This window comes from Bacillus sp. EA-CB0995 (assembly GCF_055814245.1).
On sequence record NZ_CP169269.1, the window covers coordinates 363,666 to 380,978 of the forward strand.

Genomic DNA, 17,313 nt, shown 5'->3' on the forward strand with positions numbered 1-17,313 from the left:
AATGATCGAAAAGAGACAGTTTGAATTCTTTCCAAAACATATGGGATTGTTCCCTTATATATGGCTCGTGTACTTGTTGTTTCCTCTTTATTACTTGGCGGGGCAATCAGGTTGGAAATTGATAGTAGGAGGCGGGATGCTCATACTCTTTGTTATTGCATACCGCCAGCTTTATTTTGTGAAAAAAACATTTGTTATATGGGCATGTATTCAATTTGTGATTACATTTCTATTTAGTGCATTTTATGAACCATATATGATTTATTTTGGATTTTATACAGCAAATGCAATGGGGTTTACACCGACAAAAAAACAATTTCGATTGTTGTTTTTCCTTTTGATCGTAATGATTGGTTCTTTTATGTTGCTGCATATGAATGAGCTTACAAAAGCGTCTTTTATAACAGCGATTCCGATGTTTATTTTAATGATTCTTACACCATTTGGCATGCGGAATTTTAATCAAAAAAGATATTAAAAACACAATTAAGTGAAGCAAATGAACAAATTCGTGATCTAGTGAAGCGAGAAGAACGCCAGCGCATTGCGAGAGATTTACATGATACGTTAGGACATACGTTATCGCTTATTACGCTAAAAAGCCAGCTTGTTGAGAAGCTTATTGTGAAAAATCCAGAACGTGCTTGTCTAGAGGCAAAGGAAATCACGCAAACATCAAGAAATGCGTTAAAACAATTACGGGAATTAATTTCTGATATGCGTATGATTACGGTGGAAGAAGAGCTAGAGCAAGTGAGGGTGATTCTCCAAGCGGCCAATATATCATTAGAAGTGAGGCAGGAGACAAGTACGAATGTATTATCACCGCTAGAACAAAACATTTTAGGAATGTGTTTACGTGAAGCGGTGACAAACGTTGTAAAACATAGCAAGGCAACAACGTGCGTGGTTGCTTTACTTGAAACACAAGGGAAATTGATTTTACAAGTAAAGGATAATGGAATCGGACTACAAAAAAATCATGATGGGAATGGCATTCTTGGAATGAAAGAACGATTGGCTCTTATTGATGGAGAACTTGAGCTAGACGCTATTCATGATGGAACGATGTTAACAATACATGTACCAATTGTTATAAGAACAGGGAAAGATGGGGTGAGAGCATGATTCGAATCATCATTGCAGAAGACCAGCGTATGCTTCGCGGAGCGTTAGGGGCTTTACTTGATTTAGAAGATGATATTGAGGTTGTTGGGCAGGCGGAAAACGGAGAAGAGGCTTTGCGACTAATTGAAAAACTACAGCCAGATGTTAGTATTATGGACATTGAAATGCCGATTCAGAGCGGATTAGATGTGGCTGAAAAGTTACGGAAACAACAGTCACAGTGTAGAGTTATGATTTTAACAACATTTGCCCGTCCTGGTTACTTCGAGCGAGCGATGAAAGCAAACGTGCATGGGTATTTATTAAAAGATAGTCCAAGTGAAGATCTTGCAGCGGCAATTCGGAATGTAATGAATGGGAAACGAGAAATTTCTCCTGAGCTCATGTTTGGGCTTTGGCAAGAACAAAATCCGTTAACAGATAGAGAAAGAGAGGTTCTCTTGTTAGCCAAAGAAGGAAAAACGGCAAACGAAATTGCAAAAACACTATACTTGTCATCTGGAACCGTTCGAAACTATATTTCCGATGTGTTAACGAAATTAAATGCAAAAAATCGGATTGAGGCAATTACAATTGCTGAAGAAAAAGGGTGGATATGAAAAAAGAAACAACTGTCTTATCTAGTAATGGGTTCGGTTTAAAGGAGAAAGCAGTAAATAACATACATTTTGGAGATGTAATTCGTATATGAATCAGCATCTCTTTTTTATCCCGCTATTCGTGGGCAGTAATACTCCCACCTCAAAATTCGGTGAAAGCAAAGAAGTTAGGTGGGAGATAAACTGCCCTTATTTTCATACGTACAACGCTTTTCATGTGTTTATCCCGCATTAACGGGCAGTAAGCCCCCACCTCAAGATTGGAGAGAAGCGAAGAAGATAGGTGGGGGATAACTGCCCGTAAAGGCTCGATTGGTTCAACTAACCATCAGTGGGGGATGAAAAACTCCCCCACTGATGGAAGTTTCACTTTATAAAAAAAGGAAAGGACTGTTCCAATCCATTCTTTTCCTTTGTCTAAAAGAGAGTGAGGAGAAACATCTTGAATTGAAAGTGAAACGGAAGCTTCTAAGTCGTGATTGATTTCTTCCTTCACTTGTTCTAAAAACGGTGAGCCATATAATATACAATTGATTTCATGGTTCAGATATAAGCTTCTCATATCAAAGTTCGCAGTTCCAATATCACAAATACAGCCATCTATCATTACAATTTTGGCATGAAAAAATCCATCTTGAAATTCGTAAATATGACAGCCTGCTTCAATAAGCTTCCGGCAATATGGGAGTTTCGCTTCACGAACAAATGGATGATCCGCTTTTTTAGGTACGAGAATGGTAATACGAACGCCTCGTTTTTTTGCACGTAGCAATGCACTCATTAGCTTTTTCCCAGGGATAAAATAGGGCGTACCGATATATAGCTCTTTCGTTGCCTTTTCAATTAAATCGAGAAAAGTTTGTTGTAAATAAGCGCCGTCAGTTGGTACGAACTGATGGGAAGTTTCCCCTTTTCCAGTATTGGAAAGTAATAATTTTCATGCAATAAGTCTTCATTTGTATCATCGCGCCAATCGTGTAGAAACTGCGTTTGTAAGTCTTGTACGCCTTCTCCGGTAAGGCGTAGATGGTAATCACGCCATGGACCGAGCGCAGCATTATGCCCCAGGTATTCTTCACCGATATTAAAGCCTCCGATATAGCCGATTTTTCCGTCAATAATCGTAATTTTTCTATGGTTCCGTTGATTAGCGGAAAAAAGAGAAATGGGAAACGGATTTTATGACAAAATGAAAAATGTATGCCCTGTTGTTTTAAGTTACGAATCGTTTCCTTTGATAAATGATGGCTGCCAATCCGATCAAGGAGAAGGCGTACTTCAATACCTTGTTGTGCTTTTTCCATTAGAAGCTGTAAAAATGTATGGCTAATTTCATCGTTTTTTACGATAAAAAATAGAATATGTACGTGATGCTTAGCCTGTTGTATATCAGTAAATAGCTCCTTATATAATGTTTGGCCATATGTATAGAGTTTAAAGTTACTACGGCGCAAAGGAAATGAACGAGGTTTAAGTTGTTTTAAATGAAGTTTTCTTCCATATATGAAGTCGAAATTTATCCACAGTAAGAAAAAGACAAGGAAGAGAAATAAAAAGCTCATGTATCCATTCCCTCCTCTATACTCATTTTTATCCCGCTATTCGCGGACAGTCAGACCCCTACCTCAAGATTCAGAGAGAAGCGAGGAAGATAGGTGGGGGATAACTGTCCGTAAAAGTCCAATTGGTTAACCATCAGTGGGGATGAAAAAATCCCTTGCTGATGGAAGTTTCACCTTATAGTTTCACCGAAATAAAAGGCTTTATGAAAAAATATATTGTTGTATAACAAAAAACTGTTGACTGAACGCTCACTCATCATATAATGGAAATAGGGGCAATAAATTCAGAAAATTATTTATTTTTGAAGATTCGAAAAAGGGAATATTACACGGAGAGGGGTTGGCAGAAATATGAATAGCTTATTAATTGTGAATTGGTTGGCGACAATCGCCATCATAGCGTATGCAGCATATTTATTTGTATATCTCATACGAACGCGGATTACCTACATACAATTAGGAAAGAAAGTCGAATTTGATCGCCGCTTCAAAGAAAGATGGGATCTTATTAAGGGGAATGTCTTCGGACAAAAGAAGCTTCTTAAAGATAAAAAGAGCGGTATCATGCATGTTATGTTTTTTTACGGATTTATTCTTGTCCAATTTGGAGCAATTGACTTCATATGGAAAGGCTTAGCACCAGGATCACATCTTCCACTTGGACCACTATACCCTGCATTTACATTCTTCCAAGAAATCGTCACACTCATCATTTTAATTGCAGTTTTTTGGGCTTTTTATAGAAGGTATATTGAAAAACTTGTGCGCTTAAAACGCAATTTTAAAGCAGGACTTGTTTTAATTTTTATCGGCGGCTTAATGCTATCTGTTCTTCTTGGTAACGGAATGGGCATCATTTGGCATGGCGAGGAATTATCATGGAGTGAACCAATTGCTTCTGCAATCGCTTACTTATTTTCTGGAATTGGTGAAACAGCTGCGATTGTTGTGTTCTATTTTGCGTGGTGGATGCATCTACTTATTTTGTTAACGTTTTTAGTTTACGTGCCACAATCGAAGCACGCACATTTAATTGCAGGACCAGCAAATGTATATTTTAGCCGTTTAACAAATCCAGGGAAATTAGAAAAAATCGATTTTGAAGATGAAACACAAGAAACATTTGGTGTTGGAAAAATTGAAGATTTCAAACAAACACAGCTTATTGATTTATACGCATGTGTAGAGTGCGGCCGCTGTACGAATATGTGCCCAGCAACGGGAACGGGAAAGATGCTATCACCGATGGATTTAATTTTAAAATTGCGTGATCATTTAACAGATAAAGGCGCAGCGGTAACATCGCGCGCACCATGGGTTCCAACTGTTGCATTTAACAATACACAAGGTAATCAGTTAGCGATGATGGCGGCTGGAGAGGGACAAAATGAATCTGCAGCAACATTGGCATACAATCCAAGCTTAATTGGCGATGTCATTACAGAAACAGAAATTTGGGCTTGTACAACGTGTCGTAACTGCGAAGACCAATGCCCAGTTATGAATGAACATGTTGATAAAATTATTGATTTGCGCCGCTATCTTGTTTTAACAGAAGGAAAAATGGACCCAGAAGCGCAGCGTGCCCTGACAAATATCGAGCGTCAAGGAAACCCTTGGGGACTGAATCGTAAAGAGCGTGAAACGTGGCGTACGATGGAAGAAGAAGTTTCTATTCCGACTGTGAAAGAGAAAACGAAAGCAGGCGAAGAGTTTGAATACTTATTCTGGGTAGGCTCTATGGGATCATATGATAACCGTAGCCAAAAAATTGCGTTATCGTTTGCGAAGCTGATGAACGAAGCTGGTATTTCCTTTGCTATCCTCGGAAATAAAGAGAAAAACTCAGGTGATACACCGCGTCGTCTTGGAAATGAATTTGTCTTCCAAGAGATGGCGAACAAGAATATTGAAGAGTTTGAAAAAGCGGGCGTTAAGAAAATCGTGACAATTGATCCGCACGCATATAACACGTTTAAAAATGAGTATCCGGACTTTGGCTTACAAGCAGAAGTCTATCATCATACAGAATTGTTAGCACAGTGGGTGAAAGAAGGACGATTAAAACCAGTTCACCGCGTAGAAGAAACGATTACGTATCACGATTCTTGTTATTTAGGACGCTACAACGAAGTGTACGAAGCGCCGCGCAATATTTTAAAAGCAATTCCAGGCGTGAATCTCATTGAAATGGAGCGTAACCGCGAAAAAGGAATGTGCTGCGGAGCGGGCGGCGGTCTGATGTGGATGGAAGAGACTGCTGGCTCTCGCATTAACGTTGCACGTACAGAGCAAGCACTTGCTACATCGCCGACGATCATCGGTACGGGCTGTCCATATTGCTTAACGATGATTAGTGACGGTACGAAGGCAAAAGAAGTAGAAGAACGCGTACAAACCCTTGATATAACAGAGATTTTAGAGCGCTCTGTTATCGGGTCAAAGAAAGAAGCAATGTAACATGTAAGAATCCGTACAACTTTAGATAAAAGGGGGTGCAAAGGTTGCACCTCTTTCTCACAACAGCTGAACTGAACGAGCGTTCAATCAACGCCGCAAAATGAAGAAATGGGGGAATATGTTTTGACTAGAACAGTAATTTTAAGTGCTGCAAGAACACCTGTTGGAAAGTTTGGGGGAGCTTTAAAGGATGTAAAGGCAACGGAGCTTGGAGGAATTGCAATTGGAGCGGCATTAGAGCGCGCGAATGTTGCAGCAAGTGATATTGAAGAAGTTATATTTGGAGCGGTTATTCAAGGTGGTCAGGGACAAATTCCATCACGCCAGGCGGCAAGAGAAGCAGGGATCCCATGGGAGACGCGCACAGAAACAGTCAATAAAGTATGTGCTTCCGGGCTTCGTGCAGTAACATTAGCGGATCAAATTATTCGTACCGGCGATCAATCGTTACTTGTAGCAGGCGGCATGGAATCGATGAGTAATAGTCCATATATTTTACGTGGTGCACGCTGGGGATATCGCATGGGGCATAACGAGGTTGTTGACTTAAACGTTGCAGATGGCTTAACGTGCTCATTTTCTGGCGTGCATATGGGTGTGTACGGCGGAGATGTAGCGAAAGAAGATGGTATTTCCCGCGAAATGCAAGACGAATGGGCATGCCGCAGTCATATGCGCGCCGTTGCATCACGCAAGGAAGGCCGATTTGAAGAAGAAATTGTACCTGTATCTGTGCCGCAGCGAAAAGGTGAGCCGGTAGTTGTTGCTCACGACGAAGCACCGCGCGAAGATACAACAGTTGAAAAACTAGCAAAATTAAAACCTGTATTTGATAAGGATGCAGCGGTTACCGCAGGAAATGCACCAGGTTTAAATGACGGCGCGGCAGCGCTCGTATTAATGAGTGAAGAGCGTGCGAAGCAAGAGGGAAGAAAGCCGCTTGCGACAATTTTAGGTCATACAGCGATCGCGGTTGAAGCGAAAGATTTCCCGAGAACACCAGGTTATGCCATTAACGAGCTGTTAAAGAAAACAGGTAAGAAAGTAGAAGAGATAGATTTATTTGAGATTAATGAAGCATTTGCGGCTGTAGCTATTGCAAGTGCAAATATTGTTGGTATTGATCCAGAAAAGATTAACGTAAACGGCGGAGCAGTTGCGATGGGACATCCAATCGGAGCAAGCGGTGCGCGCATTATCGTTACTCTTATTCATGCGTTAAAGCAGCGCGGCGGCGGAATTGGGATTGCATCTATTTGCAGCGGCGGCGGTCAAGGCGACGCAATTATGATAGAGGTTCAGTAAAAAAGGGGGCTATAAATATGACGGTACAAAACATTGTTGTAATTGGTTCAGGACAAATGGGATCTGGAATTGCACAGGTATGTGCGATGGCAGGTTATGACGTATATATGCAAGATTTAAAACAAGAGCAGTTAGACCGCGGCATGGGGATTATTACGAAAAATTTATCTAGGCAAGTTGAGAAAGGCCGCATGAGTGAAGAGGATAAGCAGGCAACATTAAATCGTCTTACAGCAACGCTTACACTTGATTGCTTGAAAGAGGCAGATCTTGTCATTGAAGCAGCTGTAGAGAGAATGGATATTAAAAAACAAATTTTTGCGAATTTAGATGAGTTAGCACCGGAACATACGATTTTAGCAACAAATACATCTTCGTTGCCAATTACTGAAATTGCAGCTGTTACGAATCGTCCAGAAAAGGTTATTGGCATGCACTTTATGAATCCAGTTCCAGTTATGAAGCTTGTTGAAATTATTCGCGGTTTAGCAACAGAGGACGTTGTATATGAAACGATTGAAGATATTACAAAAAAATCGGCAAAGTTCCAGTTGAAGTAAATGACTTCCGGGATTTGTTTCGAACCGTATTTTATTGCCAATGATTAACGAAGCAATTTATACGCTATATGAAGGCGTGGCGACGAAAGAAGCGATTGATGAAGTTATGAAGCTCGGCATGAATCATCCGATGGGACCGTTGACACTCGCTGATTTTATTGGATTAGATACATGTTTATACATTATGGAAGTACTGCATGAAGGGTTAGGAGATAGCAAATATCGCCCATGTCCGTTACTTCGTAAATACGTGAACGCAGGCTGGTTAGGGCGCAAGACAGGACGCGGTTTTTACATTTACGAATAATAACATACTCCGGTAGGGCACCTCTTTGCATGTACTAGTGGTCTTACCAAATAGTTGAATTACTATATAAAACAATTTGAGGTGGAGCATATGAACTTTCAATTTACAGAAGAGCAGCAAATGATGCGAAAAATGGTTCGGGACTTCGCTCAAAAGGAAATTGCTCCCTTTGTTCCTACTATGGAACAAGGGGTGTTTCCTAGAGAAGTCTTAAAGAAAATGGGTGAGCTTGGACTGATGGGGATTCCAATTCCAGCGAAATACGGCGGAGCGGAAATGGATTTTATTTCATATATTTTAGCAATTAATGAACTTTCAAAAGTAAGCGCCACAATAGGTGTGATTCTAGCAGTACATACCTCTGTTGGAACGAATCCTATTTTATACTTTGGAACAGAAGAGCAAAAGCAAAAGTATATTCCAAAGTTAGCAGCTGGTGAATATTTAGGAGCATTTGCATTAACGGAACCAGGCGCCGGATCAGATGCAGGGAGTTTAAAATCAAGGGCAGTTAGACGTGGTGATGAGTACGTAATTAACGGTTCAAAAGTATTTATCACAAACGGCGGCGAGGCAGATACATATATTGTCTTTGCTTCTACGAATCCGGATGCGGGTACACGCGGGATATCGGCATTTATTGTTGAGAAAGATACACCGGGTTTAATTGTTGGAAAAGATGAGCACAAAATGGGGCTATTAGGTTCTCGTACAGTGCAATTAACGTTTGAAGATATGAAAGTTCCTGCTGAGAATTTGCTTGGCGAAGAGGGTCAAGGTTTTAAAGTGGCAATGGCAAACTTAGATGTTGGTCGCATTGGTATCGGGGCGCAGTCACTTGGCATCGCTGAAGCAGCGCTTACGTGTGCTACGGATTATGCGAAAGATCGTCATCAATTTGGGAAGCCAATTGCGGCGCAGCAAGGATTAGGATTTAAGCTAGCGGATATGGCAACAGCTGTGGAAGCAGCTCGTCTGCTTGTGTACCGTGCAGCATCGCTGAGAGCACAAGGTTTACCGTGCGGGAAGGAAGCGTCAATTGCAAAATTATTTGCTTCGAAAACAGCAGTAGAAGTTGCTATTGAAGCTGTGCAAGTGCTTGGCGGTTACGGCTATACAAAAGAGTATCCTGCGGAGCGATTCTTCCGCGATGCAAAAATATGTGAGATTTATGAAGGAACAAGTGAGATTCAGCGCTTAGTTATTAGCAGAGCGCTTTAAGGGGGAAATAGAGATGCACTTTAAATTATCAGAAGAACACGAGATGATTCGGAAAATGGTTCGTGATTTTGCGAGAAATGAAGTGGCACCAACGGCAGCGGAGCGCGACGAGGAAGAACGCTTTGACCGCGCTTTATTTGATCAAATGGCGGAGCTTGGCTTAACTGGTATTCCGTGGCCTGAAGAGTACGGCGGAATTGGAAGCGATTACTTAGCTTATGTAATTGCGGTAGAAGAGCTGTCACGTGTTTGTGCGTCCACGGGCGTAACGTTATCAGCACATACATCGCTTGCAGGATGGCCAATTTTTAAATTTGGTACAGAGGAGCAAAAGCAGAAATATTTACGCCCAATGGCAGAAGGAAAGCAAATTGGCGCTTACGGCTTAACAGAGCCGGGCTCAGGCTCTGATGCTGGTGGAATGAAAACAACAGCAAAGCGTGACGGCGATCATTATATTTTAAACGGTTCGAAAATTTTCATTACAAATGGCGGAATTGCGGATATTTATGTTGTGTTTGCACTGACAGATCCAGAGTCAAAGCAGCGCGGAACAAGTGCATTTATTGTGGAAAGCAATGCGCCTGGATTTTCTGTTGGAAAGAAAGAGAGCAAGCTTGGTATTCGTTCTTCACCGACGACGGAGATTATATTTGAAGATTGCCGCATTCCTGCCGAGAACTTACTTGGCGAGGAAGGCGAAGGATTTAAAATTGCAATGCAAACGTTAGACGGCGGCCGTAATGGTATTGCCGCGCAAGCGGTTGGCATCGCACAAGGTGCACTTGATGCTGCTGCCGATTATGCGAAGGAACGCCATCAATTTGGGAAACCAATTGCCGCGCAGCAGGGATTGGCTTTAAACTAGCAGATATGGCGACGGGTGTAGAGGCGGCACGCTTGTTAACATATCAAGCGGCTTGGCTTGAGTCCGAAGGACTGCCGTATGGCAAAGAATCGGCAATGTCGAAATTGTTTGCAGGAGACACGGCGATGAAAGTGACAACCGAAGCTGTGCAAGTATTCGGGGGATATGGTTATACGAAAGATTATCCAGTTGAGCGCTTTATGCGTGATGCGAAGATTACGCAAATTTACGAAGGAACGCAAGAAATTCAGCGCCTTGTTATTTCACGTATGTTAACGAAGTAGAAGCAAGAAGAAGCGTAGGGAACCTCCTACGCTTCTTCTTGCAAAATGACAGGAAAAGGGGTGAAGGAGATGGTTAAGCACAATGTACAGGCATCTGTGAAAGATGAAAGGCTTATTGCACTTCGGCGTGAGCAAATGATTAAAGGTGCTGTGCAGCTATTTAAGCAAAAAGGATTTCCGCGCACAACAACGAGAGAAATCGCGAAAGCAGCAGGCTTTAGCATTGGTACACTCTATGAATATATTCGAACGAAAGATGATGTGCTTTATTTAGTGTGCGATAGCATTTATGAACATGTAAAAGATCGTTTAGAGCAAGTGCTGTGCAGAGAAAAAGGCAGCATTGATAGTTTAAAAGCCGCGATTACAAATTATTTTAAAGTTATGGATGAGCTACAAGAAGAGGTTCTTATTATGTATCAAGAAGTTCGTTTTTTGCCAAAGGAGTCGCTGCCTTACGTATTAGAGAAAGAATTTCAAATGGTAGGGATGTTCGAAAATATTTTGCAGCAATGTGTTCAAAATAAGGTATTTACTTTAACAAAAAAAGAGGTTCAACTGCTTGCTCATAATATTTTTATTCAAGGACAAATGTGGGGATTTCGGCGCTGGGCATTGCAGAAACTTTATACATTGGAAGAATATACAGAGATGCAAATTCGTTATGTATTAAATGGTGCTCATATGATTCAAAACTAAAAAGGACGATAACGTTGCAATATGTAGGGGAATCACTTTACGATTCCCCATTTTTTTGTGGCATATTTGGTGAAGTTTTGTTTATAATGAATAGTATGGATTTTTTTGAACAGGCCTTTATATAATTAGGATATATTTTAAGAAAGGAAGTGCCGCATAAGTGAGTTTAAAGCAATATTCACCAGAAGAGCTAAAAGAATTGTCCATGATCGAAGCTGTACATAGCTTGTTAGAGGAAAAACAACAAGCAACACCTTTTCACGATCTAGTTCAAGAAATTGCTCAATTACTGGGACTATCTGAAGAGCAAGTTGCTGCGAGAATCGCACAATTTTATACAGATTTAAATATCGATGGGCGCTTTATCAATCTCGGAGAAAATCGTTGGGGACTACGCGGATGGTATCCATACGAGCAAATCGATGAGGAAATCTTACCTCAACCGAAGCCTAAGAAGAAACGTAAGGTAGAAGAGGACGAGCTAGATGACTACAGCGATGATGACGAGGACAGCTTCGAAGAGGCAGATGAAGAAGAAGAAGATGAAGATGAAGACGAAGATGTAGAAGATCTTGATGAAATTCTTGATGAAGATGAAGATGAAGATCTTGATGATCTAGAAGATGACGATGATTTTGCCGATGAAGATGAGTTAGAATACGACGAATCAGAAGAAGAAGAGGAAGCACAGTAGTCCTTGACTTTTTATTATCGTCCATGTAGAATCATTTTTGGGCTCTTTAAAAAAGACGATAATAACTTTTACGTGTAAATATAAAAGAAAATTGCTCCCTATTTATTACTTTTAGTGATAAAGGGAGCAATTTTCTTTTTTGTTTTTTGTTTAGAAAAACAAAAGAGTCTAACAATAAGATAAGGTAAGTGTTATCTACATACGTTGCGATTTGCAGCGATGATTATATAACAGCAAACTAGAAGGGAGTACTTTCATGACTAAGTATATTTTTGTCACAGGCGGTGTAGTATCTTCTTTAGGAAAAGGTATTACAGCAGCATCTTTAGGAAGACTTTTAAAAAACAGAGGACTAAACGTAACAATCCAAAAGTTTGATCCGTACATTAACGTAGACCCAGGGACAATGAGCCCATACCAACACGGTGAGGTTTTCGTAACAGATGATGGTGCAGAAACAGACTTAGACCTTGGTCACTATGAGCGTTTCATCGATATTAACTTAAATAAATACAGCAACGTAACAACAGGTAAAATTTACTCTTCTGTTCTTCAAAAAGAGCGTCGCGGTGAATATTTAGGAGGAACAGTTCAAGTTATTCCTCACATTACAAACGAAATTAAAGAACGCGTATTCCGTGCGGGTCGTGAAACAAATGCAGACGTTATCATTACAGAAATCGGCGGAACTGTTGGTGACATCGAGTCTCTACCATTCTTAGAAGCAATTCGCCAAATTAAGAGCGATATTGGCCGTGACAATGTAATGTACATTCACTGTACGTTAATTCCGTACTTAAAAGCAGCGGGTGAAATGAAAACAAAACCGACGCAGCACAGCGTTAAAGAACTTCGCAGCTTAGGTATTCAGCCAAATATTATCGTTGTTCGTACAGAACTTCCTGTTTCTCAAGATATGAAAGATAAGCTTGCATTATTCTGCGATATCGATCCAAAAGCAGTAATTGAAGCGCTCGATGCAGATACATTATATGCAGTTCCATTATCTCTTCAAGAGCAAAATATGGACCAAATCGTTTGCGATCACTTAAAACTAGACAATCCAACTGCAGACATGACAGAGTGGAATGCATTAGTAGAAAAAGTACGCAACCTGTCTAAGAAAACAAGAATCGCTCTTGTTGGTAAATATGTAGAGCTTCAAGATGCATACATTTCTGTTGTAGAAGCACTTCGTCATGCAGGTTATAAATTTGATACAGATGTAGAAGTGAAATGGGTAAATGCTGAGCACGTAACAGCAGAAAACGTGAAAGAATTAGTTGGCGATACAGATGGTATCCTTGTACCAGGTGGTTTCGGTGACCGCGGCGTTGAAGGTAAAATCGCTGCAATTCAATATGCACGTGAAAACAAAGTTCCATTCTTAGGAATTTGCTTAGGTATGCAACTTGCGTCAATCGAGTTTGCACGTAACGTATTAGGATTAGAAGGTGCGAACTCTTCTGAAATCAATCCTGACACGCCTTACGCAATTATCGATTTATTACCAGAACAAAAAGATGTAGAAGATTTAGGCGGTACACTTCGTCTTGGTCTATACCCATGTAAGCTTACACCAGAAACAAATGCTTACAATGCGTATAACGAGCCAGTTGTTTATGAGCGTCATCGTCATCGTTATGAGTTCAACAATCAATTCCGTCAAGATATGGAAAATGCAGGATTCATTTTCTCTGGTACAAGCCCAGACGGCCGTTTAGTAGAAATTATCGAATTAAAAGAGCATCCTTGGTTCGTGGCATCACAGTTCCACCCAGAACTTGTATCTCGTCCAAATCGTCCGCAACCATTGTTCCGTGACTTCGTAGAAGCTTCTATTATTAATAAAGAAGGTAAGTAAGAAGAAAAAGGCGTCCTATATAGGGCGCCTTTTTACGTTACTCATATTCATTCATAATGTCATCGATTGTAAATTTTAATCCATGATATGCGAATAAAGCTGTTATTAAACTTGGAAAGCCATAGCGAGAGCCATCGTCATCTGGAATTAATGCTTTTACAAGTTTTGTATCGATATGTGCATCGGTGAATTGCTCTAGTGACAATTCGCCTTCTTGTTTTGCAGAAATACCAACAATAAAATGACCGTTTTCTTGCAACTGTTTTGCTAATGAAATGATATCTTCATCTGTGGAAAAGCGGCTGATAAGTAGTATACGGTCAGCGATGGTTACGCCTGCTTGTTTACCGTCTTCAAATAGACGTTTTGCATTTTGCATAGGCTCGGATCCGTATAAAGCCTCGCAAATTACACCTTCCATCTCTTTCGTACCATGCAAATAAATGTGGCCATCTCCAATCAATGCTTGTGCAAGTAAACGAGCGCTATCTTCTATATTCATCTCTTCTTTCTGAGCAATTCTTGTGAAATAGCCACCCAGCTGAGTGGAAAAAATTTTAAACATGAGGATTCTCCTTTCTAACGTGTTAAACGGCTTTCATTATAGCTCATTTTTTCATAAAGGCGCTAGCGCTAGTAAATAGTAGGCGGTAAAATAAGAAAGAATAGGAAGGAATTTGATAAAAAGTAGCGAAAATAATCGAAAGAGATATGAGAAATATAAATTTTGTATTTATATAGAAAGGTTGGATAACATGGAAGGGAAAATCCTAATCGTTGATGATCAATACGGCATTCGTGTTTTATTACACGAGGTGTTTCAAAAGGAAGGTTATCAAACATTCCAAGCAGCAAACGGTTTTCAAGCCCTTGATATTGTGAAAAAAGACTGTCCTGATTTAGTTATTTTAGATATGAAAATTCCAGGTATGGATGGAATTGAAATTTTAAAACATGTGAAAGAAATTAATCGAGAAATTAAAGTGATTTTAATGACGGCGTATGGGGAATTAGATATGATTCAAGAAGCGAAAGACCTTGGTGCATTAATGCACTTTGCAAAGCCGTTCGATATTGATGAAATTCGTAGTGCTGTGCGAAAAGAAATTACAGTACAAGCATAATCGTGAATTTTTTATTAAAAAATATAGAAAAAAGCGTTTTCATGGGCTGATGAGCAGGTGAATGCAGTTGAGTTTTTGAGTACAAGTTGGTATCCTATGGAGTGTAGAAAAAAGTCCGGTATGTGATTATACATATTTTTCCTGGTCGTGGTCATACTACCATCGATAAGAACTTATCGGATACAAAAAACGTTTTTAGGAGGATTCACCATGCCTTTAGTTTCCATGAAAGAAATGCTAAACAAAGCGCTAGAAGGAAAATACGCAGTTGGTCAATTCAACATGAACAACTTAGAGTGGACACAAGCTATCTTAGCTGCTGCGGAAGAAGAAAAATCTCCTGTAATTTTAGGTGTATCTGAGGGCGCAGCTCGTCATATGACTGGTTTCAAAACAGTTGTAGCTATGGTTAAAGCTTTAATCGAAGAAATGAACATCACTGTTCCTGTAGCGATTCATCTTGACCATGGTTCAAGCTTCGAAAAATGTAAAGAAGCAATTGATGCAGGTTTCACATCTGTAATGATCGACGCTTCTCACCACCCATTTGAAGAAAATATCGAAACTACTAAACAAGTAGTAGAATATGCACACGCTCGTAACGTATCTGTAGAAGCTGAGCTTGGTACAGTTGGCGGACAAGAAGATGACGTAGTAGCTGAAGGTGTTATCTACGCTAATCCAGAGGAATGTAAAGAACTAGTAGCTGCAACAGGTATCGACTGCCTAGCTCCAGCATTAGGTTCTGTACATGGCCCTTACAAAGGTGAGCCTAACTTAGGATTCAAAGAAATGGAAGAAGTTCGTGACTTAACTGGTGTACCTTTAGTACTTCATGGTGGTACTGGTATCCCAACAGCTGACATTAAAAAATCTATCTCTTTAGGTACTTCTAAAATCAACGTAAACACTGAAAACCAAATCGAGTTTACAAAAGCGGTTCGTGAAGTATTAAATAAAGACCAAGAAGTTTATGATCCTCGTAAATTTATCGGACCTGGTCGTGAAGCAATTAAGGCGACTGTAATCGGTAAAATTCGTGAATTTGGTTCTAACGGTCAAGCATAATTCTAAAAATATTTTTAGAAACCGTCTAGCCTTTTAGACGGTTTCGTTTCGTTGTATAATGAAAGCGTGTCCATTTTATGGGATAGACAATTTTCTACTTGTTAAGGCGTTTGAAAGGAAATATTTTTATAATTGTGTAAAAATAGAGGAAACAAATAGCATGGATATACTCATACGTGTAAAAACGTATCCGAAGTTGTGAAATCACCCGTTGTAGTGGGGAGGCTGGAACGGTAGATGAATTCACGAGAAGGGGGCTCAAAATGGACAAGTTGCTGATTGAAGGCGGTGTGCCTTTGCAAGGTTCGATTCGTGTAAGTGGTGCAAAAAATAGTGCTGTTGCGCTTATTCCCGCGACCATTTTAGCAGAAACACCAGTTACAATCGGTGGTGTACCTAATATTTCTGATGTGAAAATACTTGGTGACTTATTAGAAGAAATTGGTGGTTCTGTTACGTATCATCAAGACGAAGAAATGACAATTGATCCTTCTAAAATGGTAGCCATGCCTCTTCCAAATGGAAAGGTAAAAAAACTGCGTGCTTCTTATTATTTAATGGGAGCGATGCTCGGTCGTTTCAAAAAAGCAGTAATTGGGCTTCCTGGTGGATGTCATCTAGGACCAAGGCCAATTGATCAGCATATTAAGGGGTTTGAAGCGCTTGGAGCATATGTAACAAATGAGCAAGGTGCAATCTATTTACGTGCAGACGAACTGCGGGGAGCACGTATTTATTTAGATGTTGTCAGCGTAGGTGCGACAATTAATATTATGCTTGCTGCAGTGCGTGCAAAAGGTAGAACAGTAATTGAAAATGCAGCGAAAGAACCAGAAATTATTGATGTAGCGACGCTTCTTACAAGCATGGGTGCTCGTATTAAAGGAGCAGGAACAGATGTGATTCGTATTGATGGTGTTGAATCGCTTCATGGTTGTTACCATTCTATTATTCCTGATCGCATTGAAGCTGGAACATATATGATTTTGGGCGCAGCTTCTGGTGGTGAAGTTACAGTTGATAATGTGATTCCGCAGCATTTAGAATCCATAACGGCTAAGCTTCGAGAAATGGGTGTAAAAGTAGATACACATGATGATCAAATTGTGGTGAATGGGAACCGCCAGCTAAAAATGGTAGATGTGAAAACACTCGTATATCCAGGGTTTCCAACTGATTTACAGCAACCATTTACAGCGTTATTAACGAAGGCGAATGGAACGGCAGTTGTAACGGATACCATTTATGGAGCGCGTTTTAAACATATAGATGAATTAAGAAGAATGAATGCGCAAATTAAAGTGGAAGGTCGTTCCGCTATCGTAACAGGTCCTGCTTCGCTGCAAGGAGCCAAAGTGAAAGCGAGTGACTTACGCGCCGGGGCTGCGCTTGTAATTGCAGGCTTAATGGCAGAAGGAATCACAGAAGTTACAGGATTAGAGCATATTGATCGTGGATATGAAAATTTAGAAGATAAGCTTCGAGGTCTTGGAGCGAAAATCTGGCGTGAAAAAATGACAAGTCAAGAGATTGAACAGATGAAAAATGCATAAAGAGCTTTACATGGGTA

Annotated in this window: 11 protein-coding genes and 4 pseudogenes; 13 read left to right on the forward strand and 2 right to left on the reverse strand. The window is 40.3% G+C overall.

Annotated elements, in window-relative coordinates:
* Position 1: 1 nt before the first annotated feature.
* Positions 2-1,128: pseudogene (locus tag ACEWFJ_RS02005) on the forward strand (sensor histidine kinase).
* On the forward strand, positions 1,125-1,727 hold the full coding sequence (locus tag ACEWFJ_RS02010; protein ID WP_473690161.1) for a response regulator: 603 nt from the start codon (positions 1,125-1,127) through the stop codon (positions 1,725-1,727). Before ACEWFJ_RS02005 ends, ACEWFJ_RS02010 begins: the two are co-directional and overlap by 4 nt.
* A 328-nt stretch (positions 1,728-2,055) precedes the next feature.
* Here the strand turns inward: ACEWFJ_RS02010 and cls are convergent.
* Positions 2,056-3,289: pseudogene (gene cls, locus ACEWFJ_RS02015) on the reverse strand (cardiolipin synthase).
* 351 nt (positions 3,290-3,640) lie between these two features.
* Between cls and ACEWFJ_RS02020 the strand changes: the two are divergent.
* From ACEWFJ_RS02020 to pyrG, 8 genes and pseudogenes are all read left to right on the forward strand, one after another.
* Positions 3,641-5,749, forward strand: coding sequence for a (Fe-S)-binding protein (locus ACEWFJ_RS02020; RefSeq protein WP_473690162.1), 2,109 nt, complete (start codon positions 3,641-3,643; stop codon positions 5,747-5,749).
* Positions 5,750-5,857: 108 nt separating this feature from the next.
* A complete protein-coding gene (locus ACEWFJ_RS02025) occupies positions 5,858-7,054 on the forward strand; it encodes an acetyl-CoA C-acetyltransferase (RefSeq protein WP_473690163.1) in 1,197 nt (398 codons plus the stop codon).
* A gap of 17 nt (positions 7,055-7,071) precedes the next feature.
* Positions 7,072-7,921, forward strand: a pseudogene (locus tag ACEWFJ_RS02030) (3-hydroxybutyryl-CoA dehydrogenase).
* Positions 7,922-8,011: 90 nt separating this feature from the next.
* A complete protein-coding gene (locus ACEWFJ_RS02035; RefSeq protein WP_473690164.1) occupies positions 8,012-9,142 on the forward strand; it encodes an acyl-CoA dehydrogenase in 1,131 nt (376 codons plus the stop codon).
* A gap of 13 nt (positions 9,143-9,155) precedes the next feature.
* Positions 9,156-10,294: pseudogene (locus ACEWFJ_RS02040) on the forward strand (acyl-CoA dehydrogenase).
* Positions 10,295-10,363: 69 nt separating this feature from the next.
* Positions 10,364-10,993, forward strand: coding sequence for a TetR/AcrR family transcriptional regulator (locus ACEWFJ_RS02045; protein WP_473690165.1), 630 nt, complete (start codon positions 10,364-10,366; stop codon positions 10,991-10,993).
* A 160-nt stretch (positions 10,994-11,153) separates the two neighbouring features.
* Complete coding sequence (rpoE, locus tag ACEWFJ_RS02050; RefSeq protein ID WP_473690166.1) at positions 11,154-11,687, forward strand: DNA-directed RNA polymerase subunit delta; 534 nt, start codon at positions 11,154-11,156, stop codon at positions 11,685-11,687.
* 256 nt (positions 11,688-11,943) lie between these two features.
* Positions 11,944-13,551, forward strand: coding sequence for a CTP synthase (gene pyrG, locus ACEWFJ_RS02055; RefSeq protein WP_473690167.1), 1,608 nt, complete (start codon positions 11,944-11,946; stop codon positions 13,549-13,551).
* A gap of 37 nt (positions 13,552-13,588) precedes the next feature.
* Here the strand turns inward: pyrG and ACEWFJ_RS02060 are convergent, their stop codons facing one another.
* The gene (locus ACEWFJ_RS02060) at positions 13,589-14,116 is read right to left on the reverse strand and encodes a DUF2529 domain-containing protein (RefSeq protein ID WP_473690168.1); all 528 of its coding nucleotides are present in this window, start codon (positions 14,114-14,116) and stop codon (positions 13,589-13,591) included.
* A gap of 190 nt (positions 14,117-14,306) precedes the next feature.
* On the opposite strand from ACEWFJ_RS02060, the gene ACEWFJ_RS02065 reads away from it, so the two are divergent.
* The 3 genes from ACEWFJ_RS02065 (at position 14,307) to ACEWFJ_RS02075 (ending at position 17,296) form a co-directional block, all read left to right on the forward strand.
* Positions 14,307-14,675, forward strand: coding sequence for a response regulator (locus ACEWFJ_RS02065; RefSeq protein WP_098310044.1), 369 nt, complete (start codon positions 14,307-14,309; stop codon positions 14,673-14,675).
* Positions 14,676-14,885: 210 nt separating this feature from the next.
* Positions 14,886-15,743 (forward strand): class II fructose-bisphosphate aldolase, encoded by an 858-nt coding sequence (locus ACEWFJ_RS02070; RefSeq protein WP_473690169.1) that lies wholly within the window; start codon positions 14,886-14,888, stop codon positions 15,741-15,743.
* Positions 15,744-16,006: 263 nt separating this feature from the next.
* Positions 16,007-17,296 carry a UDP-N-acetylglucosamine 1-carboxyvinyltransferase gene (locus ACEWFJ_RS02075; RefSeq protein ID WP_098310042.1) on the forward strand — a complete coding sequence of 430 codons (1,290 nt, stop codon included), beginning with the start codon at positions 16,007-16,009 and terminating at the stop codon, positions 17,294-17,296.
* Positions 17,297-17,313 lie beyond the last annotated feature (17 nt).